General features: G+C 46.6%; 17 protein-coding genes. 1 reads left to right on the top strand and 16 read right to left on the bottom strand.

Going from position 1 to position 25,259, the window contains the following annotated elements; genetic code table 11:
- Positions 1-10: 10 nt before the first annotated feature.
- Both V1L65_RS09955 and V1L65_RS09950 read right to left on the bottom strand, forming a co-directional pair.
- Positions 11-517, bottom strand: coding sequence for a GNAT family N-acetyltransferase (locus tag V1L65_RS09955; RefSeq protein WP_331698984.1), 507 nt, complete (start codon positions 515-517; stop codon positions 11-13).
- A 111-nt stretch (positions 518-628) separates the two neighbouring features.
- On the bottom strand, positions 629-1,513 hold the full coding sequence (locus V1L65_RS09950) for a LysR family transcriptional regulator (RefSeq protein ID WP_331698983.1): 885 nt from the start codon (positions 1,511-1,513) through the stop codon (positions 629-631).
- Between the two features lie 360 nt (positions 1,514-1,873).
- Between V1L65_RS09950 and V1L65_RS09945 the strand changes: the two genes are divergently transcribed.
- The gene (locus tag V1L65_RS09945; protein WP_331698982.1) at positions 1,874-2,302 is read left to right on the top strand and encodes an SRPBCC family protein; all 429 of its coding nucleotides are present in this window, start codon (positions 1,874-1,876) and stop codon (positions 2,300-2,302) included.
- A gap of 458 nt (positions 2,303-2,760) precedes the next feature.
- On the opposite strand, the gene V1L65_RS09940 is transcribed toward V1L65_RS09945, so the two are convergent.
- From V1L65_RS09940 to V1L65_RS09875, 14 genes are all read right to left on the bottom strand, one after another.
- Positions 2,761-3,438, bottom strand: a complete 678-nt coding sequence (locus V1L65_RS09940; protein ID WP_331698981.1) for a ThuA domain-containing protein — start codon at positions 3,436-3,438, stop codon at positions 2,761-2,763.
- 156 nt (positions 3,439-3,594) lie between these two features.
- Positions 3,595-4,467, bottom strand: a complete 873-nt coding sequence (locus V1L65_RS09935) for a Gfo/Idh/MocA family protein (RefSeq protein ID WP_331698980.1) — start codon at positions 4,465-4,467, stop codon at positions 3,595-3,597.
- Positions 4,464-6,686, bottom strand: coding sequence for an alpha-galactosidase (locus tag V1L65_RS09930; RefSeq protein WP_331698979.1), 2,223 nt, complete (start codon positions 6,684-6,686; stop codon positions 4,464-4,466). The genes V1L65_RS09935 and V1L65_RS09930 overlap by 4 nt, the downstream gene beginning before the upstream one ends.
- Before the next feature lie 15 nt (positions 6,687-6,701).
- On the bottom strand, positions 6,702-9,086 hold the full coding sequence (locus V1L65_RS09925) for a glycoside hydrolase family 95 protein (protein ID WP_331698978.1): 2,385 nt from the start codon (positions 9,084-9,086) through the stop codon (positions 6,702-6,704).
- Positions 9,083-10,039 (bottom strand): aldo/keto reductase family protein, encoded by a 957-nt coding sequence (locus V1L65_RS09920; RefSeq protein WP_331698977.1) that lies wholly within the window; start codon positions 10,037-10,039, stop codon positions 9,083-9,085. Before V1L65_RS09920 ends, V1L65_RS09925 begins: the two co-directional genes overlap by 4 nt.
- Positions 10,036-11,901, bottom strand: coding sequence for a cache domain-containing sensor histidine kinase (locus V1L65_RS09915; RefSeq protein ID WP_331698976.1), 1,866 nt, complete (start codon positions 11,899-11,901; stop codon positions 10,036-10,038). The genes V1L65_RS09920 and V1L65_RS09915 overlap by 4 nt, the downstream gene beginning before the upstream one ends.
- Entirely contained in the window at positions 11,898-12,920 is a 1,023-nt protein-coding gene (locus tag V1L65_RS09910) for a response regulator (RefSeq protein ID WP_331698975.1), read from the bottom strand. The genes V1L65_RS09915 and V1L65_RS09910 overlap by 4 nt, the downstream gene beginning before the upstream one ends.
- Before the next feature lie 217 nt (positions 12,921-13,137).
- Positions 13,138-14,742: an extracellular solute-binding protein gene (locus V1L65_RS09905; RefSeq protein WP_331698974.1), complete on the bottom strand. Its 1,605-nt coding sequence runs from the start codon at positions 14,740-14,742 to the stop codon at positions 13,138-13,140.
- A gap of 112 nt (positions 14,743-14,854) precedes the next feature.
- Positions 14,855-15,724, bottom strand: a complete 870-nt coding sequence (locus tag V1L65_RS09900) for a carbohydrate ABC transporter permease (RefSeq protein ID WP_331698973.1) — start codon at positions 15,722-15,724, stop codon at positions 14,855-14,857.
- 16 nt (positions 15,725-15,740) lie between these two features.
- On the bottom strand, positions 15,741-16,694 hold the full coding sequence (locus V1L65_RS09895; protein ID WP_331698972.1) for an ABC transporter permease: 954 nt from the start codon (positions 16,692-16,694) through the stop codon (positions 15,741-15,743).
- 9 nt (positions 16,695-16,703) lie between these two features.
- Positions 16,704-16,895 carry a hypothetical protein gene (locus V1L65_RS09890; RefSeq protein ID WP_331698971.1) on the bottom strand — a complete coding sequence of 64 codons (192 nt, stop codon included), beginning with the start codon at positions 16,893-16,895 and terminating at the stop codon, positions 16,704-16,706.
- Positions 16,879-17,901, bottom strand: a complete 1,023-nt coding sequence (locus V1L65_RS09885; RefSeq protein WP_331698970.1) for a glycoside hydrolase family protein — start codon at positions 17,899-17,901, stop codon at positions 16,879-16,881. The genes V1L65_RS09890 and V1L65_RS09885 overlap by 17 nt, the downstream gene beginning before the upstream one ends.
- Positions 17,888-19,885 carry an alpha-L-fucosidase gene (locus V1L65_RS09880; protein ID WP_331698969.1) on the bottom strand — a complete coding sequence of 666 codons (1,998 nt, stop codon included), beginning with the start codon at positions 19,883-19,885 and terminating at the stop codon, positions 17,888-17,890. Before V1L65_RS09880 ends, V1L65_RS09885 begins: the two co-directional genes overlap by 14 nt.
- Positions 19,886-20,610: 725 nt before the next feature.
- Positions 20,611-25,164 (bottom strand): discoidin domain-containing protein, encoded by a 4,554-nt coding sequence (locus tag V1L65_RS09875; RefSeq protein WP_331698968.1) that lies wholly within the window; start codon positions 25,162-25,164, stop codon positions 20,611-20,613.
- Between the last annotated feature and the right edge of the window lie 95 nt (positions 25,165-25,259).

Genomic DNA, 25,259 nt, shown 5'->3' with positions numbered 1-25,259 from the left:
CCCTTATCTTTTATATTGTGCTTGCTTCGCATATGAGCTGTTTCTTCATTAAATATAAAATGCCATCATCCGGATGGGGCATGATCTCCAAAATACGCTCATAGCCTCTCCGCTCATACATTTGGACAAGGAATGGATGCTTCTCAGCTGTAGCAAGCGTAACCGCCGAAGCGCCAAGCTTGCCGCGAATGACATGCTCCTCCACCCAGCTTAACAGCTTGCTGCCTAATCCCCGGCCCTTGTAATCCGGGTCCAAGGCAAACCATTTCAGAAATGGATGCTCTGTCAGCTGCTTCACTTCATCCTGCCTGGATAGCGTGACAGTTGCTACAATATCGCCTGCGTATTCCAATACATAACAATCGTTGCTCACAATGTTGTCCTCAACAACAGCCACATCAGCAGTTGCTGCCGGCCAGTGAAGACCAAGCTCTCTGATTAACTGATAGGCGCGAAAAATAATATCCTGCAGTTTCTGCGCGTCCTTCGGATCTGCCAATCTAAATACTTCGCTCATCATCCACCTCCAATTTGTATAATACCTATAGATTTAGTTGGTTTTATTGTAATTAACTTTATCACCACATTCGTCTGTGCGCTAATAGAGTTTTTCTATTCCACCATAGTATTAATCAATCTCGCTGCCGCTGGACTCATGCTCGAGCAGAGCAGTAATATATTCCGCATTTTCGCCATTAAGCGCAATAAGACTCGTTCTTAATGAAATGCCCGCAGTCTCCGAAATCGAAATTGGAATTAATCGGCCTGCTTTAACTTCATCCTGCACGCTAAGCGCAGGCAGGAAGCAAATGCCTGCCTTCTGGACAACAAGTTTCTTGGCTGTCTCCAAATTATCCACCTGATACACGATTTGAGGCGGCTGCTCCAAGCTTTTGAACACGCGCTGCAGCCTCATCCAGTCCAAGGAGCCGCATTCAAAAAATACGAGAGGCTCAAACTGAATATCAAGAATAGATGCATGGCCAGCCTTAGCTAAGGGGTGACCTTCGTAAACATACAGCGAAATCGGGTCTTCATAAAATAAGTAAGATTGGAAAGCGGGATTCATCACTTTACGAATAAAAGCCACATCAATTTCCTTAGCTTTCAATTTTTCAATCAAAACGTCGGTAGGCTCGGTTGTCACTTTAAATAGCATATGGGGATATTTTTGCTTAAGATGAGTCAGCAATTGAGGCAATAAGTAATTAGATACAGAAACCGTGCTGCCAATTTTCAGCTCATGCAAAATTCTGGCCTTGGATTGCAGCTGATGCTTTCCTTTTTGAAAGGTTTGCAATATTTGCTGAGCGTAGGGAAGAAACTGTCTTCCTTTATCCGTCAAGCTGACCTGCTTCCCGAGCCGGTCAAACAGCACACTGTCCAGCTCACGCTCCAGCGACTGGATTCTCGCTGATACAGTAGGCTGAGAAATAAACAGCACCTCCGCCGCTTTGTTGAAGCTGCCATAGTGATTAATGTAGACAAAGGCCTCAATATTTTCGATGTTCACTTTTATTCCCCCATTCATCCATTATTTTTAAACTAATAATTTCTATAGGATTACAATGAATTGTAAGCGCAAAGCTTTTATACTTTGCGGTAATTGTGTATTTATATTATTCATATGCACATTTATTGTCAACGCATTTCATCCTAACTTTTGGACGTTTGTGCAGTGAATGGGTGAATTTTAAATATCTTCAACCTTAATTTGGCTTGGTTTCGTTATAGACAACAAGGAATATAAGAATACCTCATCGAATAAGAAAAATATGTTACTGCAACCTAGCAACCCAAAAGAAACTATTATATTCATCTTATGTTTTATTAAGCATCAAACATAAAGATTGCAGTTAGAAAGGAGTAAGACATGGCAAATATCGAGCACTTGCAAACCGTTCATGTTCCGGCGTCGAAGGTGTATGAAGCTTTAACCACCGCTGAAGGACTGTCGGAAATATGGACCAATGAACTCATTGTTAATAATCAGATTGGCTTTGTTAATGAATTTCGATTTGGCAGCAATGACACAACTAAGATGAGAATAGAGGAATTGATTACTAATCAAAAAATCGTTTGGCAGTGTATAGATTCAGATCCAGAATGGATTGGTACGATTATTTCCTTTGATATTCAAGAGAAGAACGGGAAGTCTTTTATTACTTTGCGCCATACGAACTGGAAAGAAGTAACGCCATTTTATCGCTCCTGTAACTACAACTGGGCTATTTTCCTTTATAGTCTCAAGTCCTATTGTGAAGATGGCGATGGTATCCCCTATCAAAAACGTAAGTTTTAATCATTAGCATAGTCTAACACGCGCCTTTCCAAAGACAACGGAGTCGTTTATCCTTGTTTCGCGGTCACACGTTCCGCTATTTGCCTAATAACCGTCATTTTTTCATTTTCGCGGTCACATATTCCGCTATTCGGGTCCAAATGAGGCTTTTTCTGCGATTTATAGATCAATAGCGGAACGTGTGTCACTTTACTGTCTCGAAACTGCGATTTTGGTCATAATAACGGAACGAGTGACCAGCTAGCTAGGGATGCTGCCCCTTTTCAGTCCCAATCTTGCATTATCCCTTTTGCTTACAAATGGTTGCCACAATGATTGACATTCTCCTCAACAGTATTACCTCTTCACAAACAGCACTCAAAAAAAGGCAGCCAGCAAACCGGGATAATTGCTGTCCAAAATGCAATCGTATCGCCGCTTGCTGCTGCCTTATCTCACACTTTATCTAATCTAGCTATCTACTGCTTCCTTTTTCCTGCCCAATCCACAGCATTCGCAATTGCCTTCCTAATGTCAGCGTTCCAATAGGTTGGGTGAGTTTCATGCCCAGGCCGGAAATAAAAGACCCGGCCCCAGCCTCTGTAGTAAGCGCAGCCGCTGCGCATCACCTCGCCGCCTGTGAACCAGCTGACAAACACAAGCTCGTCCGGAGCAGGAATATCAAAGTGCTCACCGTACATTTCCTCCTGCTCCAGCTCGAAATATTCGCCCAAGCCTGCTGCAATAGGATGTCCCGGGTTGACGATCCACAATCTTTCCTTATCATCGGCTTCCCGCCACTTAAAGCGGCAGGTCGTGCCCATCAGCTTCTTGAACAGCTTGCAGCCTGCAGCTGAATGCAGCGCAATAAAGCCCATGCCGTCCAGTACGCGTCTATATGCGCGCTCGACTACCTCATCACTTACTTTGCTGTTCAGTATATGTCCCCACCAAATAAGCACATCGGTCTGATCCAATACTCCCTTCGTCAACCCGTGCTCAGGCTGATCAAAGGTAGCTGTAGTAATCGTATATTCACCATTGCTCAGCAGTCCCTCTGCAATTGCTCCATGGATGCCATTCGGATAAATGCTGCGAACTTCGGGTGCCGTCTGCTCATGCCTGTTTTCATTCCAAATTGTTACTCTTAAAGCCACAAGCCTGCTTCCTTTCTACTATTATATGATCTTCTAGATAGTCGCCTATATGATCTGCCAGGTAGTCGCTTATATAATCTGCTAGATAGCCACCCATTTGCCCTGCTCTGCTGATCTCTCAGCTCCATATACTAATGCCTCTGTTTTCAAATATTCTTAGGCCATCGTTTCGGGTACAGGACCGCCCTGCAAATAGTTAACGAATTGCTCCAAACAATTAGGATGCTGTATATCAGTGAAATCATTGACTTTTACGGTTTCTTTTCCGCTTGCCTTCAGAATCAGGCCATCAGCGCCGAGACTGACCGTTCCGTCATCTCCTTCCAAGGTCCAATAGCCGTGCCATGGCGTTTCCTTTGCTTTTGCATGAACCCTCGCCGTATAGACAGCTGATATATCCCCGCTCAATTCTACTAAAATATGAATATGTTCGTTATCCAGCGGTTTTTCTGCAAAAACCTTCAAGCCTTCCTGCCCCGTCAAAAAGCGCAGCAAATCCATATGATGCACAACGATGTCATGGAGTAGACGGACATCATAAGTTCTTCCTTCCAGCCCGTTTCTGCCAAATTCAATATGAACGGCTTTCAGCTTTCCGATAGCGCCGTTGTCCAGCCAGTTTTTCAGCTTCCGCATCCGTGCCTGGTTGCGATAGTTCTCCGCTATCATAAATGGTACGCTGCACTGCTCAGCAATTGCTGTTATTTGCACACTTTCATAATAATTGTAGGAAATAGGCTTCTCGCTTAATACAGGCAAACAGTGCTGAAAAGCTGCCTTATTTACTGCAGCATGAATATGCGGAGGGGTTACATTAATGATGAATTGCGGCTTTTCTTTTTGAATAGCCTTCTCTAGAGAAGTATAGAAGGGCGGCGCCGCTTCAACGCTATAAGCAGCCAGTTTATCCTTCATCGCAATATTCGTATCAACGACTGCCAGCGATAATTTGCCAAAGCGCTGCACGATGCGATACCATCCGAAGCCAGCCTCACCCAGCCCTACAAGAATAGCCTTCATTTCCTTCATTCAGGCACCGCCTTAAACCGCCACATCCCGCTTTTAAAATCACCCTTGTCTCCAGGAATCGTAAGCCCGTAGTGCATCAGCTCGTCGCCGCCACATACAAACTCCACCGGCACCCTTTCCGGATCTGCGAAGCCAGCTTCTGTAACGCTGTATTTCTGATTAGGGTCAAGACCCTTCATTTGTATGCGGACAATCGGGTCATTAGCTGTTTTCAAAACGCGAAACCACATGCACACAGCTTCCGTTTGCAGCTCATTTACAAATATCCATGCGGTTTCATTGCTTTCAAAAGGACTGCTCAGCCTGTAGAAATCACCTTGCTGCACGAGCGGCCGTATCTCTTTGTACAGCGCCACCTGCGTCTTCATTTGCGCTTTTTCCTGGTCGTCAAGCTTTGTTAAATCCAATTCATAGCCGAAATTGCCTGACATGGCCGCATGACCGCGCACTTCCAGCGAAGTCAGCCTTCCTACCTGATGGTTGGGAACATCTGATATATGAGCGCCGATACTGCTGACCGGATAAACGATGCTTGTCCCGTACTGAATTTTTAGACGTTCAATAGCATCGGTATTGTCGCTTGTCCACGTTTGCGGCATATAGTAGAGCATTCCCGGATCAAAGCGCCCTCCGCCTCCAGAGCAGCTTTCAAACAAAATATGAGGATAAGCAGTCGTCAGCTGCTCCATAACCTCGTACAAGCCAAGCATATAGCGATGCGCCGTTTCTGCCTGCCTGTCAGTAGGCAGCAGCGCCGAACCGATTTCCGTCATGTTGCGGTTCATATCCCATTTCACATAGCTGATCGGTACATTGGTCAATATGTCTGATACCATTGCCACGATTGCTTCCCGCACATCCTTGCGTGAGAAATCGAGCACAAGCTGCTGCCGCGCCTCAGTACGCTCATAGTTCGGCACATGCAAGCACCAATCAGGGTGCTTGCGGTACAGCTCGCTGTCGGGAGAGACCATCTCCGGCTCAAACCATAGCCCAAACTGCATCCCCTGCTGCTTAATACGGTCTGCCAAGCTGGCAAGCCCGCCCGGCAGCTTGCCTTGATGCACCGTCCAATCGCCAAGCGAGCTCGAGCTATTGTCACGCGCTCCAAACCAGCCGTCATCAAGCACGAACAGCTCAATGCCAAGCTCGCCCGCTGCCTCTGCAATACTCGTAATTTTCTCTTCATTAAAATTAAAAAAGGTAGCTTCCCAGTTGTTCGCAACGATCGGTCGCAGCTGGTCACGATATTCCCCTCTGCACAGCCTTGTACGGTACAAGCGGTGATAGGCGCGCGACATCCCGCCGGTGCCTTGGCTAGAATAGACGAGCACAACCTCCGGCGCTTGAAAGCTTTGGCCCGGCTCCAGCAGCCAATTGAACTGAAAAGGCTGAATGCCCATGACAACTCTTGTTGTCCGGTACTGATCAACCTCAACCTGTGCGCTAAAGCTTCCGCTATATACCAGGCTGAAACCATACACCTCCCCAGCATCCTCATCCGCTCCTTTGGATAGCAAGGCTATAAACGGATTGAATGGATGGCTGCTCGAGCCGCGCCTGCTGTCAATCCCCTGAATACCCGGCGCCAAGCTGCGGCGGTCTAAATTTCTCTCGCGCGACCAGGCTCCCGACAGCTGCAGCATATCAAATCCGGAATGGGCGAAATCAACGCTTACGCTAAGCGCCTGCTCCAACGTCATGTTCGATTTACTGCGATTTTCATATCTGACAGACCTGGCAATCGCATTATGCTCATGAAATAAGCTGTAGCTCAGCCATACTGCTAAGCCTGAATGCTCATCAAACAGCTCCATTTCCAGCGTATCCGCCTCATGATCGGCCTCCGAATAAGTAGCAGGAAGTCCATCAAGCGACGGTTTTCCTTGCAAAATACGATAGGAACGGTACGTCAGCCTCGTAATCCCGGTTCCATTTGCAAGCCGCGCAGCATATACTGGCTGGCGTGAATCACCGTAGCCATAGCCGGGAAACTCCTGCATTAGCGTATCAAAGGATCGTTTGCGATTGCCGGCAAAAGGCGGGCTGAACGAGGAACGCGTCCGGTACTGCACCAAATGCTCAGCATTCATATCATGAAGTTTTGCGCCCCAATATACATGCTCTAGAATGCCCTCTTCTACTACTCGAAAAATATAACTGCTTTTGCTGCCCTGCAAATGAAAGAGCATCCGCTGCTCATCCACTATTATTGCCATCTGTGATCACCCACTTCATTCATTAGCTATCTGAACCGTATAGCATAAATTTGCAGCTAAACTCCATTTATAAAGCCAGCTCGCGCCGTCTGCACTCTCTATTCCTTTCAAAGCTTGACCGCCCGAAATCATAGTCTGCTCTGCCCTATCTCCTGCCGGTATATTTGTCAGTGCGCTATCGAGCGAAATATACAATCTTTCAGCCGAACGCATACAAATTTCACGATCTTCTGTTCCAGTAATAGAGGCTTTCATTAGCTTATTGTTAGACCATTTTATATCCACAGTTAAGCCGCCTCTTGCCCTTAATCCAGTTACAATGCCGCAGCTCCATTCGGCAGGCAACGCCGGCAGCAGCTGCAGCTCCTCCTTATGGGATTGCAGAAGCATTTCAGCAATAGCCGCCGCACCGCCAAAGTTCGCATCGATCTGAAAAGGAGGATGCTCGGCAAACAAATTAGGGTTTGTGGACAGGCTTAATAAGGCACGCAAATGCCGATGAGCCTCCTCACCTTCATGTAAACGAGCCCAATAATTCACGATCCATGCCCTGCTCCAGCCCGTATGGCCGCTTCCTGCAGCAAGCCGCTGCTCCAAAGTTGCTTGCGCGGCATTAGCCAGCTCAGGCGTATGATGCTTAGTTATTAATTCACCTGGATGCAGGGCGAACAAATGTGAAATATGGCGATGCCCCGGCTCCGGCTCCTCATATTCCTGCTGCCATTCGAGCAGCTGGCCACTAGAGCCAATCTGTGGCCTTGGAAGCTTGCTAGCCACCTCATGGACGCTCGCAATAAACGTTTGGTGTTCTACTGTTGCTTTCAGCAAGCCCTCATCTTCCAGTTCTCGCGCAGCTTCTAGCACCGCAACGAACAGGGACTGAATAAGCTGCGTATCCATAGCGGGCCCCATGCATAAATAACCAACTTCACCGTTAGACAGCATATATTTATTTTCAGGCGACACGGAAGGGCCGCTTACATATTGCCCTGCAGCATCCATCGTTACATAATCAAGCACGAATTGCGCAGCTTCCTTCAAAACAGGGTACGCTCTATCGTTCAAGTATGAGCGATCAAGCCCGTAACGGTAATGCTCCCACAAGTGCAGCGCCAGCCATACGCCGCCCATCGGCCACGTATTGGCGCGCACGATCATGCCGTTAATGTTCGTGTCCGCCCAAATATTTGTATTATGATGGACTACGAAGCCTCTGCAGCCGTAAAGCTCCGACGCTGTCCTGCGCCCGTTCTCGCATAGGCGCTCTACGAAATCTATGAGCGGCTCATGGCATTCCGCTAAATTTCCTGCTTCTGCAATCCAGTAATTCATTTGCAAATTAATATTTATCGTATAATTGCATTCCCAGGGCGGTTGGTAATTATCGTTCCAGATGCCTTGCAAATTGGCAGGCAGCGTGCCTTGCCGCGAGCTGGATATTAGCAAATATCTGCCGTATTGAAAATATAATGCCTCGAGAGAAGCATCCGCTTCCCCTGCCTGAATCCGCCGCAGCCGCTCATCCGTCGGCAAGCTTTCGATATACTCCTGCTTTTCCCCGAGCTGCAGCGATACACGGCTGAACAAGCGGGCGTAATCGGCCAGATGATCCCGCTTCACTTGCTCATAGCCCTTTTGAATCGCATCGCTCAATTGCTTCTTCGCTCGTGTTACCGGGTCCGCATGGCGGAACGATGTTGCTGCCGCTATATAAATCGTGACGCTATCGGCGCCCTCAACCGATACAAAATCACCGGTCAGTTCTGTTTGACCGCCCTCGGCAGCAACGCGAAAGGCCGCCGCATAGATGACGCCTTCAGGACCGCATTGCCCGCTCATAACAATGCCATCCTGTCCGATCGGCTGCGAGCCAGGATCAAATGGCCTGCGGCTTAATTGGCTGTAAAAGGAGACAGCGCCTGGCTGATCACAAGTTAATCGGATAACGAGCACCTGATCAACAGCAGAAATAAACAGCTCTCTGCGATACACTTTGTCATCAATCTGATAGGATACCGAAGCTGCAGCTTTTTCCAAATCAAGACTTCGCTCATAGTCCGACACTTTACCGTTCTGACCGGTAAACCACATATTGAAATTGCCAAGCGGCTGAAAAGGCCCCGCATATTTGGGTATGGGAGTAAAGGCCTTCCTGGCAAGATGCTGTGCTTCTGCAATCTTGCCCTCCATAACTAGCTCCTTCACGCGCGGCATAGCCGCTGCAGCATCCGGATTGCTGCGATCCAGCTTGCCGCCATACCATACAGAGTCTTCATTGAGCTGGATAAGCTCCTCTTCAACCTTGCCGAACACCATTGCGCCTAATCGACCATTGCCGAGCGGCAAAGCTTCCGTCCAGCGCGCTGCGGGCTGGCGATACCATAAACGGTTAGCCATCATATTTTCCCCTGCAAAATCTGTTCGATTTCATACTGGTCATCCAGACTTAACTCAACACCTGCCGCTTTTACATTCTCATCGATTTGCTCCAGCCGGGATGCACCAATAATGCAGCTTGCCACGTTGCTTTGGCGTAAAATCCATGCCAATGCCAGCTGCCCCATTGTCAATCCGTTGCGCTCTGCAATAGGAACCAGCTTCTGGACGATGTTCAAATTAGTTTCATTGAGAAAACGCGGCATAAACTTATTCGACTGGGGGTCGGTGGCGCGCGAGCCTTCCGGCAAGGCTGCTCCTGGCTTATATTTGCCCGTAAGCACGCCCTGTGCCAGCGGCGAGAATACGACCTGGCCAATGCCTTCCCGCTCGCTGAGCGGAATAACGTCCTTTTCAATATCTCTTACAAACATACTGTATTGCGGCTGATTGGATATAATGCGATCGAGATTGAATTCTTTTGCAATCGAAACTGCATCAGATAGCTGCAAAGCGCTCCATAAGCTAACGCCTGCATATAATATTTTGCCCTGCGTAATTAAGTCATCCAGTGCGCGCAGCGTTTCTTCCACCGGGGTTTCCGGATCGAACCGATGACATTGATACAGATCAATATAATCCATGCCAAGTCTTTTTAAGCTGGCGTCGCATTGCTCGATAATATGCTTGCGTGATAAGCCGCGTGAATTGGGCCCTTCACCCATTGGAAAAAACACCTTAGTCGCAAGCACGTACGAATCGCGACTATATTTGGAAAGCGCCTTGCCGACAACCCGCTCCGCAGCGCCATCCAAATATTGATTCGCCGTATCAAAAAAATTAATGCCATGCTCTACAGCCCGGTCAATGACCGCTTCTGCCTGCAACTCCGCAACTGAGCCGCCGTAGGTTAGCCAGCTGCCCAGCCCGATCTCGCTAATTTTCAATCCGGAATGGCCAAGTCTTCTGTACTTCACAGCTTCTCCTCCTCAGATCGATGCTGCAATCGCTTCGGCTTGATCGGCATCGATGCGATTGGCATCATCATCGTCATTTTCGTACCTTCTCCATGCTTGCTCTCTATTTTCAGGCCACATTGCTCGCCAAAAACCATTTGAATTCTGCGATGAACGTTGGCAAGGCCGATGCCTCCGGTCCATTCCAAAGACTCGCTCATCTCATCGCTATTCTCCTTATGCTGCAAACGCTGCTCCAATAGCCGCAGCTTCTCCTCGGATATGCCTGCACCATTGTCCTCGACGCTAAGCCAGAACATGCCGTCCTGCTCGCCGGCATCGATTCGGACCCAATGATGCTCCTCTATGCTATCCGGGAAGGCATGCTGGAATACATTTTCGATCAGCGGCTGAAGCGTCAGACGCACCATCTTTCTCAACAAATATTGCGGCGGAATAGCTACATCCAGCTCAAACTCCCGCTCCGTGCGGTGCTTCAAAATAACCATATAGTTAAGCACATGGTTCAGCTCATTGGCTACCGTTATTTCCTCAATATTCGTCTGTACCGAGTAACGCAGCATATAAGCCATTGACTTCACAATTTCTTGAATTTCATCTGAATCCTGAATCGCCGCATAACACGTTATCGTCTCCAGCGTGTTATATAAAAAATGCGGATTAATTTGCATTTGCAGCGATTGAAATTCTGTTTTCTGCCTGACGTACTGGGCTTCCTTCTGGCGCAGCTCGCTCTCATACACCTGCTCCACCAATTCCGACAGCCTGCGCACCATGACATTATAGCGCTCCATAAGCTCGCTTATTTCGTTGCGGCGCTTCGGCAGCGGAATCGTGAACCAGTTTCCTTTCTCCGTATACGTCATACCGCGTTTCAATACTTTAATAGGGCGCGTAATAGAGCGTCCGAATTGATAGGATATCCATAGTGCAAATATTAGGGTCAAAACCGCAATCTGTATCGTTGTCATGCGAATATTGGAAATCGGCTTCTTCAAATCGCCGACTGGAACCGAAGCGACAAGGCTCCACTGCGTATGATTGGATGTGCGCTTGACATACACCCTCTCCTCGCCTTCCTCATCGATGTCCGTAAACGAAAGTACAGCCGGATCAGACAATTGCACGCTTAATGAGCTATCGATCTGCTGCCCCATTTTGCTGCTTTGCGGGTGATATACAATTCGGCCGCGCTCGTCTGTAATAAAGAAATAACCGTTCTCTCCCAGATCGATGCCATGCCATAGCGTAGACAGCTCATCGGCGTTAATTTCAATGGCCAGCACGCCCCGGTACTCTGGCGAGGCCAAGCCCTTGATTTGCCTGGCCAGCCTGACGACATGATTGTTGCTGCTTGGAAATATACTGCTTGTGACAAAGCTGACGCTGCCATCCTTTTTCGTAATATCCAGCAGCTCCCGCAAATGACTTTGCACCGTTTTAGCAGAAAAGGTTTCGACATTCATACCGTTATTAAACCCGTAAACCCCATTCCCGCTAAAGCTGATCGCATAAATCGAATTGACCTCGAGATCGCGGATAAAGATCGGGCTAAACCCCACGTCCTTCAATTCATTACTGTAATGATAGTAGTCATAGGGATCCGGTGAAGACGGCAGATCGATAAATTTTTTCATGTTTCTATCCGTTAGTAGCGACAGCATCGAACGCTCATAAGCCATTACGTACAAATCGGTATGATTAAGCGCATTGTTGACGATCTGCTCCAGATGCTGATCATTCAATGTCTCCAGCTCCTTGGAGGATTTGGAGTACGTAAAGAAGCCAAGCGATATAAGCGACAGGGAAATAACAACAAGAAAGTAAAAAAAGAGCTGGCTGACCAGTGAGCCTCTCATCATTTGATGCCTATCATTTGCCGATACTCGGAAGGAGTATAGCCTGTCGTCTTTTTAAACATTTTTGCAAAATGCGGATAATCCTCGTAGCCGACTGTCGCTGCTATGTCTACGATGCGGATATGCGGAATCGCCAGCAATTCTTTCGCTTTAATCATCCTTGTTTTAATGCGGTACTTCACAAACGTTTCATTGCTCATTTTTTTGAACATGGCGCTGAAATAGGTCGGCGTAAAGCCTGCCATCTCAGCCACCTCGACAAGTGAAATATCCTCCGCCAAATGCTCATCGATATACATTTTTATTTCTTCCAGAGGGTTTTTGTAATAGCCTGTTCGCTGCTTCGTCAGCTCGTCATATAGAAACTGCAAATATTGCGATATATATTGTATAATTTCCGCTTTCGTGCGAGGGGTGCTGTTAGTTAAAGGAATTGTCTGTGCTTCAAAGCCTTTTTCCTGCAGCCTGCCCTTCAGCAATCCAAGACAATCCTGTATTAAGGTATTAAGCTGCGCAGCATTTAATGAAGACGTTTCGATCATATGAATCCAGTAGGAATTAAGGGAATCCAGCTCCTGCTCGTGAAGCAGCCAGATGCTTTGCTCTGCCCGTTCGATCCATGCCAAATAAGGCGATAATGAAATAACTTCATTCCCGCGCTGATCAATCAGGTCGCCGATAATTTTATTCAAGTCAGCCGAAGTAAGCGGCTTTAGCAAATAATGCTTCACACCGTAAGTAACACATTTTTGGGCGTAAGCAAAATCGTCATAACCGGATATCACGACCATTTGAATATGCTTATAGTGTTGGTGGATATGCTCACAAAGCTCCAAACCGCTCATTTTGGGCATGCGAATATCAGTAAGCACAATATCCGCCTCAGCTTCCCTCAGCATTTCGATGGCTTGCTCCCCGTTGCTCGCCGTGCGGATTTCAGTAATTGAGAATCTCTTTTGATCGACCATTTTGACAAGCCCTTTTCTAATGACTGGTTCATCGTCTACAATTAAAAGCCGCATAACTTCCTCCCCCTATTCTCAAACTCGTACAAAACAAGGATAAACGGCTTTCGCCGATCCTAAATATAGGAACATGTATAAAGTGAAAACTTATACTGTCCTATAATTAAAAAAAACGGTTCTATTCCGATGCCGGCAGAGGAGCCGATATCGGAATAGTCGCGTATTTTCACTTAGTGAGAACGTTTACATTCAAGTTATTTCATTATACAATAATTTATTGCTTTCTGCCCTGATAAACGACGCCGTCATTGTTGCGGTAGCGCTCTGTCGCTTCCTTAATAATTTCATTTCCGCCTTTTTTCTTCCATTCCTCGATTACCTTTGGCCAGTCGGATACAGGAGCCTTGCCGTAAATAATTTTAATAATGTTATCTACGATAAACTTCGAAGCAGTGTCGCCGCCAGCTGCCAGATCTGGATATTTGTTATAGCTCTCAAGGTTTGGATTAAAGACGATTGTGCCTACCCCTTCTTTGGAAAGGATATTGTCAAAGCCAGCAATGAGGTCCGGGCCATCCGGGTTAAGCTCAACGAACTTCTTATTATAGGTCAGCTCATGCACGAACCATAGCTGTGATTGGCGGAAGCCTTGCTCATCCACGCCGCCTTCTGTCTCAGGAAGCTTGTAGTTGATTTTGTCGCCTTCCTTCGTATAATTCTCACCTTCGATCCCGAAAGTAAAGAACATATCCGCTTCTTCTGTCAGCATCCAGTCAAAAAACTTAATAATTTCAATTGCTTTTTCTTTAGGTACTTTGCTGTTGATAAAATATGTTGTGGAGATTGGCGATGCAAGCAAATGTCCGCCTGCGCCTTCATAGCCTGATGGTGAAGGCACAATATCAATTTTAGCATTTGGATCCGCTTCTCTTGCTTTTGATCTCCAGTTGAGCAAACCATCTGCATTGGAAGTCCACATGCCTGCCTTGCCCGCTGATAGATTGCGATTGTAGTCCGCTTGCGTTACCGATGCAAAGTCAGCTGGAATGAGGCCTTCGTCGTACATCGTTTTATACGCTTCCAAAGCTTTCGTCATGTTCTCGACATCGAAGAATTTCGGCAATACTTCATCTCCGACAACTTCCAGCTGGTAAGGCATAACATCATAAGCGCCGAAGAACGTGTCCGCATATTTGAAATTCTCACGGTACTGGTACGGATTCTCTACGCCAAGCTTCTTGAATGCGCGCAGTACGTCCATATACTCATCAACCGTTTTTGGAAGCGGCAGTCCCGTCTTCTCCAGCAAATCCATTCTTAGGAAAGTAGCACGTCTAGCCGGATTTTCCAGCCAGGAAGGAATACCATAAATTTTGCCATCATGCTTCACGTACTCCCAGGCATCCTCTGTCACTTGTGCCATCAGGTTAGGCGCATGCTCCTTGAGCAAGTCATCCAGCGGCATGAACACGCCTGCTTCAACTGAGCCGGACATAGACGGAGTAGTCGGTCCTCCGCGCAAATTGCCCACTACATCAGGAACGGTGTTGCCGGCAAAAATCAAGCTCATCTTCTGATCAAATTCCTTGTGCGGAATCGGAATAATATCAAGGTCTGTGTTCGTCAGCTTTTCAAGCTCCAGCACCCACTTGTCCTTGTTAATATCCGCTGAAGATTCGAAATACTTATTTCCGCCTGTTGAGAAAGAGATTGAAAATTTGGTAGGCTCTTTCTTCTGATCAGTAGCCTCCGGACTAGGGTTGCTTGACTCAGACGGATTGTTGCTTGCCGCCGGCTTAGGATCGGCTTTGCCGCCGCAGCCTGCCAGCAATGTCGCAGACAGCACCGCTGTAAGCGCAATACTCGTTATCTTTTTCATACGATCTCCCTTTCTTATTGTGCAAATAGTGTAAGAGCGCTGCTCTTGTTACTAGATTAAATTAATCCTATTTTTAGCGGTATTGGTAAAATTATTATCTATCTGTGTTCTTTTACGATTTTATAGATCCTATTAACATCCCTTTGATGAAATACTTTTGCAGAAACGGATAGACCAGCATAATAGGCAGTGTTGCCACCACAATAACAGCCATCTTCATCCCCTCAGGCGAAATATTAAGCAGCGAATTGAAAGTGTCCATTTCTCCGAACTGATCGGTAATTACGATCTCCCTGAGCCGCACTTGAAGCGGATACAATGCACGTGTATTGATATAGTATAATGCGGATGAATACGAGTTCCAATGAATGACGGAATAAAATAATCCCATCGTCGCCATAACCGGTTTAGACAGCGGCAATATAATGCTCCATATTAGGCGCAGCTCGCCGCAGCCGTCAATTCTTCCCGAATCGACAAGCTCGTTAGGCAAATTCAAGAAAAAGGATCGCATAATGAACAAATTGTACGCGCTGATCGCACTAGGAATAATAAGTGCCCATAAGGAATCGAGCAGCCCCAGTGAACGTACGAGCAGATAATTCGGAATAAGCGGAGCGCTAAAAATAAACGTAATCAGCGCCATCAGCAAAATGTATTTTCTGCCGATATATTCAGGGCGCGATAGCGGATAGGCAAGACTCGCCGTTGCAATCAAATTGACGAATGTTCCACCTACCGTTACAATGACGCTTACGACAAACGCACGCCATACCGAGGAATCCTGAACAACGACTGCATAATTGTCCCATGTAAATTGGACAGGCAGTATGCCGACCTTGCCTGCATTGATCGCAAGATCACTGCTCAGCGACTGAGCGACAATATGCAGCAGCGGCAGCGCCATACCTAATGAAATGATCGTTAAGAAGATGTAATTGAAAACTTGAAATACTTTTTCACCACTTGTCAACTTTTGCATCTATTGTTCACCTGCCTTAGTAGAGAGATTCGCCGGTTGTTTTCTTGCTCAGCATGTTGCCGATCATAACAAGGGCAAGCCCGATAATGGATTTGAACAGCCCAATTGCTGTTGTAAAGCTGTATTGCTTATCTAATAGACCTGCTCGATAAATATACGTATCCAATATCTCACCATTGGATGAGTTCAAGGAATTCAAAAATACATAGACACGCTCAAAGCCAAGATCAAGGAAGTTGCCGATGTTTAGCAGGAATAAAATAACGATAGTCGGTAAAATAGACGGAATCGTAATTGCAATTGTTTGCTTCCAGCGGTTCGCACCATCGATTCTTGCTGCCTCATACATTTCTGGATTTATTCCAGCCAAAGCAGCTAAATAAATAATGGTACCCCAGCCTGATTCCTTCCAAATGCCAGAGCTAACAATAATCGACCGAATATAGGATTCTTCACCAAGAAAATAGATTTTACTTAAACCAATCGCTTCCATTATTTTGTTAACAACGCCGGTAGTAGGAGACAGAAGACCGATTGCGATCCCCCCGATAATGACCCAGGATAGAAAATGCGGCATATACACAACGGTTTGCAGCAATCGCTTATAAAAAATTAGCCGGACTTCATTTAATAACAGTGCTAAAATAATTGGAATCGGGAAAGCAAATACTAGATTGTACAAGCCTATTAATACGGTATTTACGAAAATTTGCATAAACTCGTCATACTCAAACATGCGTTGGAAATGCTCCAGCCCTGCCCATGGGCTGTTCATAAGTCCTTTGAACAAATTATAGTTTTGGAAAGCCATTACACTTCCGCCAAGCGGAATATATTTGAACACGATAAAATAAAGAATGCCGGGAATCGATATAAAATAAATAGCTTTGTATTTACGGAATATCGTCCACATTTCCCGCCTTGTACGAGCGTACTTAATGCGATCTGATGCTTGAATTTTACTAGCCATGGCTGCCTCCTAATTGAAAGAATTGATGCCTACCGTATTCAGCCAGCGCTTGGCAATCAAAGCGTGGCCGGCCAATGTAGGATGTACGCCGTCCGGCGCTAATTGCTCGTATGATGCCTTGTTAGCTGCTTCTGAGAATGCATCGTCAAGCTGCACTACGCCGATAAACAATATGACCTCATGATCATGAATCTCCATCATTCTTCTTCCCTTCCAGCGGAATAACCATGTTCCAGGTTTCCGTGCAATCATGAAATCCGTTGCTGCCATCTGAAGTAGCCGCGAAAAGATGTGTCGGCTCGCCATTCTCAAAATAGAGAAATGGCCTTTCCAAATTTCCCATTAGCCGCGTGCTGCCATCATCCCATTCGATCAAACGAGAATATGCTCGTTCTTTGTCGTCGATAAACCAATGAACGCCATCTGCAGATTTGGCGTGTACGCCGCTATATTTCTCGCCGCATATACTTCCGTCCATATCTTTGGCAATCATCTCAAATCCATTGCCCGACTTCCAAATAAATGGATCCTCAATATGATATTGCGGAGGAAAGATCGGCTCCTCACTAATGGTGCGATAAGGTCCTCCATAATGCGGCGCCTTTGCTACTCCGATCGTCATTTTGCCATGACGGTTGCCTTCGTATCGGCGCGCCTTGTAGATTAACAGCACCGAGCCATCCTCCTGAATGCACGGCGCCGGATTCGAGGTCAAATAGCTGTCGAACTTGCCTGGCCGGACATCTACTATCGGCTGATCGCTTCGCTCCCAAGGTCCAAAGATACTGGATGAAGTGGCTATTCCGATTCGTTTATTGGAACGGGCTACTATCGTAAGCGGATCATCTAGCTTGAGCGAGGCGTCTGGCTCTGGCAATGGATGAGTTGTCCCCATGTAAAAGAGAACATATTTATCGTTGTACTTGACGATATGCGGATTATGAGTGCTGCGTCCGTCCCAATACTCAGCTCCCCGCGCAGGCAGTACAGTTTCCTCATACACATATGGCCCTTCAATCGTATCCGATGCTGCGCGAACAATTTCAGAGGCGACAAGCCAGCCGGGATGCATAGGCAGGCTTGTCGGCCAGCGCGATGCAAACATATGATAGCGGCCATCCTCGCCCCGTATAACCGATCCGCACCATACCCAGTAGCCTTCCATGCGAAAGCCGCCATTTACAGGCGCCGGTTTAAAGCGAAACATGCTGCATCTCCTCCTTCTTTACCTGCTTCAAAGCAACGGCTGCCAAATTCAGTAAATACTGTCCAGGAATATGCACAGGCCGAATCGTAAGTGTATAGATGCCGGGCTCATGGAATTGAATAGTGCCAATGTCCTCTTGGCGGAATTCGTAGGCACCGCCAGTGTTGGTTGTAACGGCGGTCAATTGAGCTGTTTGTGCAGCAGTTTGGATGGATAATTGGTCGGCTGACCGTTCAGCGGTTCGTTCGGCTAGTCGGTCAGCAGTTTGTTCGGCTGCTCCGAGTGGTAGCTTACCTTCTTCATGACTAGCCGACTCTTCAGTATGCTGACCCGTTGCTTTACCAGCTGTACTTTCTGCTGTTTGCCTCACTATTTCCAGACAATATTTTGCGCCTGCATTTTCCTCATCAGCCCCATAGTTGACTTGAACTGAATAAGAACCGGGAGAGGCAACGCGAATTTGCCATGATATTTTGTCTTGTTCACTCGCCCAATTGGTTATATTTTCTCTGCCTTTCTTGCCGGTATCGAGGCGCAGCGAAGGACCTTCCAGCTCTCCATCAAAAGCAGCAAGCGTATTGGATTGAGACTCTATTAATCTTGGGATTGGATTAGCCAGCAGTTCGCCTTCAAAACGAAGTCTGATTACAACGATTTCGCCATTAGAACGTCGTTCAGACTCTAGCAGCTTAACTAGCCAGTCCTGATCATTGAGCCGCTCATACTCAAGCTCCTCCGCCGCAGCTCCGCAAAAAAGCTCCATTTTCACAATCGAATTCCTAATGCCTGGCACGATTAGTTGGCCATCACTTGGCCATTCAAATAGATGCAAATACAAAAGCTTTTCCTGCAGCTTAGCTGTGCATCTCCCCCATTGCGGCTTGCCAATCGGACTTGCCGTTGTGCCATAAATGCTTTCGCCATTCACACTAATCCATTGACCGATTGCTTCGAGCAGCTTCGTTGATTGAGCATCAAGCTGACCACTTCCCATAGGACCTATATTCAGAACATAGTTACCGTTCATGCTAACGACATCTATCAGGTGGCGAATTAGCTCATTGGCGCTTTTCCAATTATGATCTGAGTGGCGATAGCCCCATGAGTCATTTAATGTATGGATCGATTCCCAGTCTTTTCGTGTAACCTTTACACTTAGCTGGTTGTCGCCAGGATTGCCATAATCGCCAAAACCGTCGCCACGCACCCGTTTGTTAATGAGGCAGCTTGGCTGAAGCCGATGAACAAGTTCAATAAATTGATGCCCTTGCTCATCGGAAATCTTATGTCCGCAGTCAAACCACATAATGCCAACATCGCCATACCGGGTCAGCAGCTCCTCGACTTGAGGAAATGCCTTTTCTCGCAAATACCGTTCATAGCGTTGACGCTTATCTTCATCGTCAATCCATGATTCAAGCGAATCCCACGCGCCGATATTGCCCGGGTAATCAAGCGTATTGCCTTGCGAATCAGGATGATGCCAATCCATCGCGTGCGAGTAGTAGATACAAAGCTTGATGCCTTCCTTTGCGCAGGCGTCTGCCAGCTCCTTAACAGGATCGCGTCCAGTGTTCGCCCATTTTGTAACGCTGTAATTTGAAACCTGCGAATCATACATGGCAAAGCCATCATGATGCTTAGCTGTCATAATGATGTATTTCATGCCGGCTTGCTTCGCCAGCTGTACCCAATGTTCCGCATGAAATGAGGATAAATCCATGCTTGCCGCTACTTGCTCATAGTCACGAAGCGGAATCTTGCCCCTTAACTGAATATGCTCGGCATATGTCGCTTCAACTTCTTTGCCGTTCCACTCTCCGCCCAGCACTGAGTATGGTCCCCAATGAATAAACATGCCGAATCGCGCTTCTCTCCACCACTGCATGCGAGGATCGCACTCGTCGGTTTCATTTAGGACAGTCTGCGGCATTTGTCTCGCATCGGCTTCTGCATTGTCGAGCAGCATATCCTCAGCTTTCATTCCGCTCACTCCTTCTGATGCTTAATAAGCTATCTATTGTTTCGATTAAAATCTTTAGACGTTACAATAGCTAGACAAAGGCGGACGCTATCGCTTCTCCAGCTCCAACCTTGCCCTCCGTTTTTTCTCAAATGATTATTTTTTAACGGTTGCCACGAACGCTATTCAAGCTAAAATAGCGGATTAATTTTTCTAACGGTTGCTATCGTGCTTAATTACCCAATAAACCGTTGATTTCTTCGAAAAATGGTACAATAACGCTCATGGCAACCGTTAGCGCAATTTTAACAAAGTAAGACGCTGTCCAAGGCTGTCGTGTTCACTAATGGTTATCACATTGAAACAACATCCTCGTATTTAAGGAGAGGTTACATTTGTTACTGGGATAGTTACTGGAATTTCAGCAATTACAGTAGATTCATCAGTTTCAGTAGTCCATCAGCTAAAGCTATTCCAGCAGGTAGACCAGTTTCATAAGTTCCATCAATTTCAGCAGTTCAGCAATTCCATCAGTCGCAACGGTTTCATCAGAAGCAGTATCATCGGAAGTAGTCATAGTCGTAAAAGTAGCTATTTAGGTACAAAAAAAAGAATTCGCTCTCCTGAATGTAATGAACCGACAAGCTTGCAGTCTATCAGTCGTTACATTCATTATAGGAGAACGAATTCGTCATCAAGTAGAGTGATAATTAAGATGGGTATGTGCTTTTTTATGAATTTATTTTTTATTTATTTATAAATTCCATGTAAGCCAGCAGACGCATAGCAACTAGCGCAAATTCCCCGCGATTCATTTGGTTTTTTGCCATGAACGGATTTGCAGTATCGCTGCCCAGCACATTGATTGCACCAAGCTGGCACACTGCATCTTTAGCCCATGAAGCCGCGTTCTGACCGCTAGCACAGGCTGCATTAGATGCGGCGGGCTGCTCGATTTGATTCATTTTTTCCATCAGCAGCAGCGCGCGATGTAAAATAACAGCTGCTTCTTCCTGGGTAACGGCTTGATTTGGCCTGAAATCACCATTGCTGTAGCCTTGGATCAGGTTATGGGATGCAGCAGCGGCTACATCGCCCGCATACCATGCTTGGTCAGCTACATCTGCAAACGACACGCTGTTTTCACTCATCTTAAGATTGAGCATGCGTACGACAAGCGCTGCCAGCTGCGCACGAGTCACAGCATGATCCGGGGCGAATATATTTTCTGACTTGCCATGCAGTATTCCTTTGTTCGCAAGTAATCTAATCGCTTGCTCAGCGCGATGACCTGCAAGATCGGCAAATGTTTTATTCTGTGTGATTAGCATGTAATTATTGCTGTTCGCCCGACTAATCCGTACCTGCCAGCCTTTATCCGTCTTTTCAAATATAGCCGGTATAAACTTAATCACGTTCGCGGCCGAATCAAATGCTGCAATTGTCGAATTAGATGGATCCAGTGCAATATCGCCAAGCAAGATTGTAAGACTTCCGTTATCTAACAAATCGATACTGCGACCGTCAGAAGAAGCGCTGAATTGTACAAGCAGCAAGCTTCTATTAGAAGTGAATTGATTTGCGGCCGCAAATGCCGACATCTGCTCTTGAACAGCAGCGGATACTTCTTGAATACGAAGCTGATAAATAATATTATCCGATTGCATTTCATTTGCAGCTCGCTGCAATGCACGGCTGTCGATTGGCAGCTCTACTGCACCAAACGGCGTTATGGCTTGAATACGCGGCTGGGCAACTCTTTCTTGCAAATACTTAACGACTGCTGAAGAAAGCTCAATGATTAAGTTACCTTTATCAGCTGACGCATCGATAGATAAAGTGCCCTCAACCAAATGCTTTTTGGCATATGCTTCAATTGCTTCTTGATTTAATGTGAGCGTAGTCTCATAATCGCCTTGCTTGCGGGCGATGCCTTGCGGTTCTGTAACGACATACGAGCCACCGTTGCCGCCATGATGCCCCCCTTCAGTTGTGCCATCCGGATTATCAAGAGAGCCTCCTCCTACTGCCTTTTTCGCCATTTTGATTTCAGTCGCTGCATAGCTGATTTGCAGCTTTTCAGCCAGCTGCTGTACATATAAGCTTTCCGGGCCATTCACGCTAGTGGTTGCATATTCCCAATAGCCATTGCTGCGCGGGCGCGGATCATACTCGTTAGGAACGAGCGCTTCAACCACTTTCCCAATATTATGAGGCTCATGTCCGATTACATAGTTTTGCGCGGTTGGCGGCTGCTGCGATACTAATCCGCCCTTCGTATTCCACGATACATAATTGGCGCCTGACCAGCCATGCCCGCTTCCAAGCCACGCACGATCGCGAATGTTGATTCTCGCATCGACGTTGTCGAATAATCCGCCAACAGACCAGCGGTGATGGGGCTCACTTGTATTGTATTCTTTTACTGCCAGGCTATCGTATACAACGTTAGGTCCTTGTACGCGGCTGTCGTACACAAATGCATGTCTAGACGTTTCTGCATAAATACGCTGTACAAAGTTAAGCTGTCCTTGAATAAATAAGCTGTACCTGCGGCCGCCGGTAATGATGCTGACCATGTCGTATACTTCCGCATCCTGTACCGTGACCCATTTTGCTTCGCGCCCAATTTGGACTAGCGCGTAAGATAGATGGTGACCAGAAACATTGCGCACCCATGCATTCTTTACAGCATTCAGCATAACAAAACGTTCCGCATGATCTTCATCGGCAAAATAAGGCTCATCTAAAAACTCGTTGTCCATTTGAGTATCTGTAATGGAAGGATCATATTCGGATACGGCGCGAATCTTTTCGATACCGATATTTTCGATCCGATTTACATCCGTATACTTATAAAGCTGTCCGCCTCCCCACTTGCGTTCAATCGCATTAGCAAGCGGTGCATCAATCGTAATCGTGTTGCCTTCTATCTTTGTTATAACTCGATCAAAATCAAGATTGAACGGCGTCCATTGCAGTGTTCCGCTCGTTGTGCCCGGGCGCATATAAATATGATCCATACCTATTTCGTGAATCCAATCTTCATTACCCTGACGTCTTATCATAACGGTATCGCCAACCTGATATTGGCTTGCATCCTCTACACGGAAAACAGTTGCGCCAGATGGCACATACAAATTGCTAATCTCAGTCTTAGTATTTTCAACTAACACTGGAGCAGATTTAGGGCCTACTTCAATCAGATTTCTCCGACTGGTTCCTGTCCCCAGCAAAATCGTGCCATCCTCGTCCTCACCCATTCCACGCAGCACGACGCCACTTTGATTAATATAAAGCGTGCTCGCAATTTCAAACGTTCCTACCTTCAGAACAACAGCACCGCGGAAGCCATTCGCATCAAGCGGCATAGCCGATACTTGATCGATGGCTGCTTGAATGCGGGCCGTATCATCCCCAGGCCCAGGCTCGACTACTACCTTCGCCTGCACATCTGGCAATGCTGTTCCTCCAAGCCCCTTATAGCCTACATTGGAAAAGTCGATAATCTGATTGCCTTTGTAATCGGGCACATAGACCATTTTGTCAGCGCTGTTCAAATAAGCGATCTTGCTTTGCCCCGCCGGCACATCTCCTGCCTCCATAACCGTAAAATAAAAGGAGTCATACACGGGCTGCAATGCCGGATTGTTATTTTGGCTGTTTGGCTCGATCGTCAAATGAATTTCGTAGCTGCCTTTCTCCATAACATTTCCAGGTATTGCAATCGTATAATTCGTTGTACTCTTCGTTAATGGAATATCGTCAATTGCAATATCAACCGGCACGCCATCACGCAGCAGTTGTGCATAAAGAGTCCCATTTACATTCGACTGTACCGATACTTCCGGATACTGTGCACCAGGCGCAATAACGGCTGGCTCGCCAATTGCGACCGCCATCGTTGGATGAGTCAGCGACGTATTAGCGACGATGGCTTCCTTCAAAAACTTCTCCTCATCCTCAACCACCACCCAAAAATCTGGTGTCATCAGTATTTGATCGCCTACCAATATATAAGCATATACACGATTGGCTCCTGACTTTAAAGCTGTAACCATGCCTGACTGGCTGATCGATATCGAGCCTGAGGACCCCACGAATGATCTCCTTACACCTGTCAGCTCATTCTCCTGGCCTCCTGCAAGCTTGCCCTTCAGCTGCAAGTCAAAGGCCTGCCCCTTTTGCAGTACAACTTGCTCATTTAAAGCGTAAGGAGTCCCATCCTCCTTAACCAAATAAATGCTCTCCAAATCTTGCGGAGCCGGTACTACGCCTGTTGTATGATACACTTCAAATTCCGCCACCTGAAAATTTGATGTAGCTGCGAGATCGACATTCAGCTTAATATGCGATCCGGACACAGCATCGAAAATGACATCCTCAATGCCTTGAATCGGTCTGACATTGCGGTCCCGGACTAACGCCTCCTGCCAGTTCACGCCATCATTCGAATATAAAATTTGATACTTGTCAATTGCTCCGGCATTAAAAGTAATAACAATATGATTGAACGTAACGGTTTGCCCCAAATCAACGCTCATCCAAACATTTTTATCATCTTCGCGGTCTGTTTTTTGCGGCTGCCAAACCGTCGTAGCATTTCCGTCAAAAGCATATTCCGCCTTTGCCGATGACAAATCGCTGCTTCGCTTCACATTCGTTTGCCCCAGCACCAAATTGCCCGTCAGCGGTTCCGGTTGCGGTTCAGGTTCGCCTGTGCCAGGCTCTTCTGATTCTGTTAAAAAGGCTTGCAGCTCATAATACTGAGTATCATTCGGGGCACTTCCCACGTTAGTGTTCGGAACCATTGAAAAATCAACTCGCATATACAAAGCTGTCACCTCATCAAAAGCAGCTGCAATTGTCTTCGCAGTGCTGCTTGAGCCGGAATAGGCTTGGTCATAGGCAACATTCCAATCTTCGCCGTTACTGGAATATTGGATTTTAATATTTGATATATACCTGTCCCTGTTTACATGAATGCTCACCTTATCGAATTTCTTTGGAGCCTCAAGCTTAACCGCAATCCAAACATTCAGATCATCCAATCGATCCGAAGCAAGTGCAGACCAGTAAGATTCCGTACCTGCACTTAATATATTAGCCGCCCTTCCATTTGAAGTGTCGCTGCTCTTATCGTGAATGGTCGCCCCTTCCAATACATTTACTGGTGAAGCTGAGCTTGCTGATCCCTCCTCTGCTGCAGCAGCTTGACTGGAAAAACCTGCTGATACAAGCTGTCCTGCTATTAAAAAAACGAGACAAATCACAAAAAACTTTGATCGGTAACTCTGCAAAATAAAGCACATCCTTTCCTAGTATTTTGGAATCGCTTTCAACCCTACTTTAAATTGTAGACACAACCTGTTATGCAGTATATGGAATAACTTAC

It is taken from the genome of Paenibacillus sp. IITD108 (genome assembly GCF_036541265.1).
GTDB lineage: Bacteria > Bacillota > Bacilli > Paenibacillales > Paenibacillaceae > Pristimantibacillus.
Note: the sequence above shows the minus strand (reverse complement) of the source record. Positions and strands in the feature narration are given on the sequence as shown.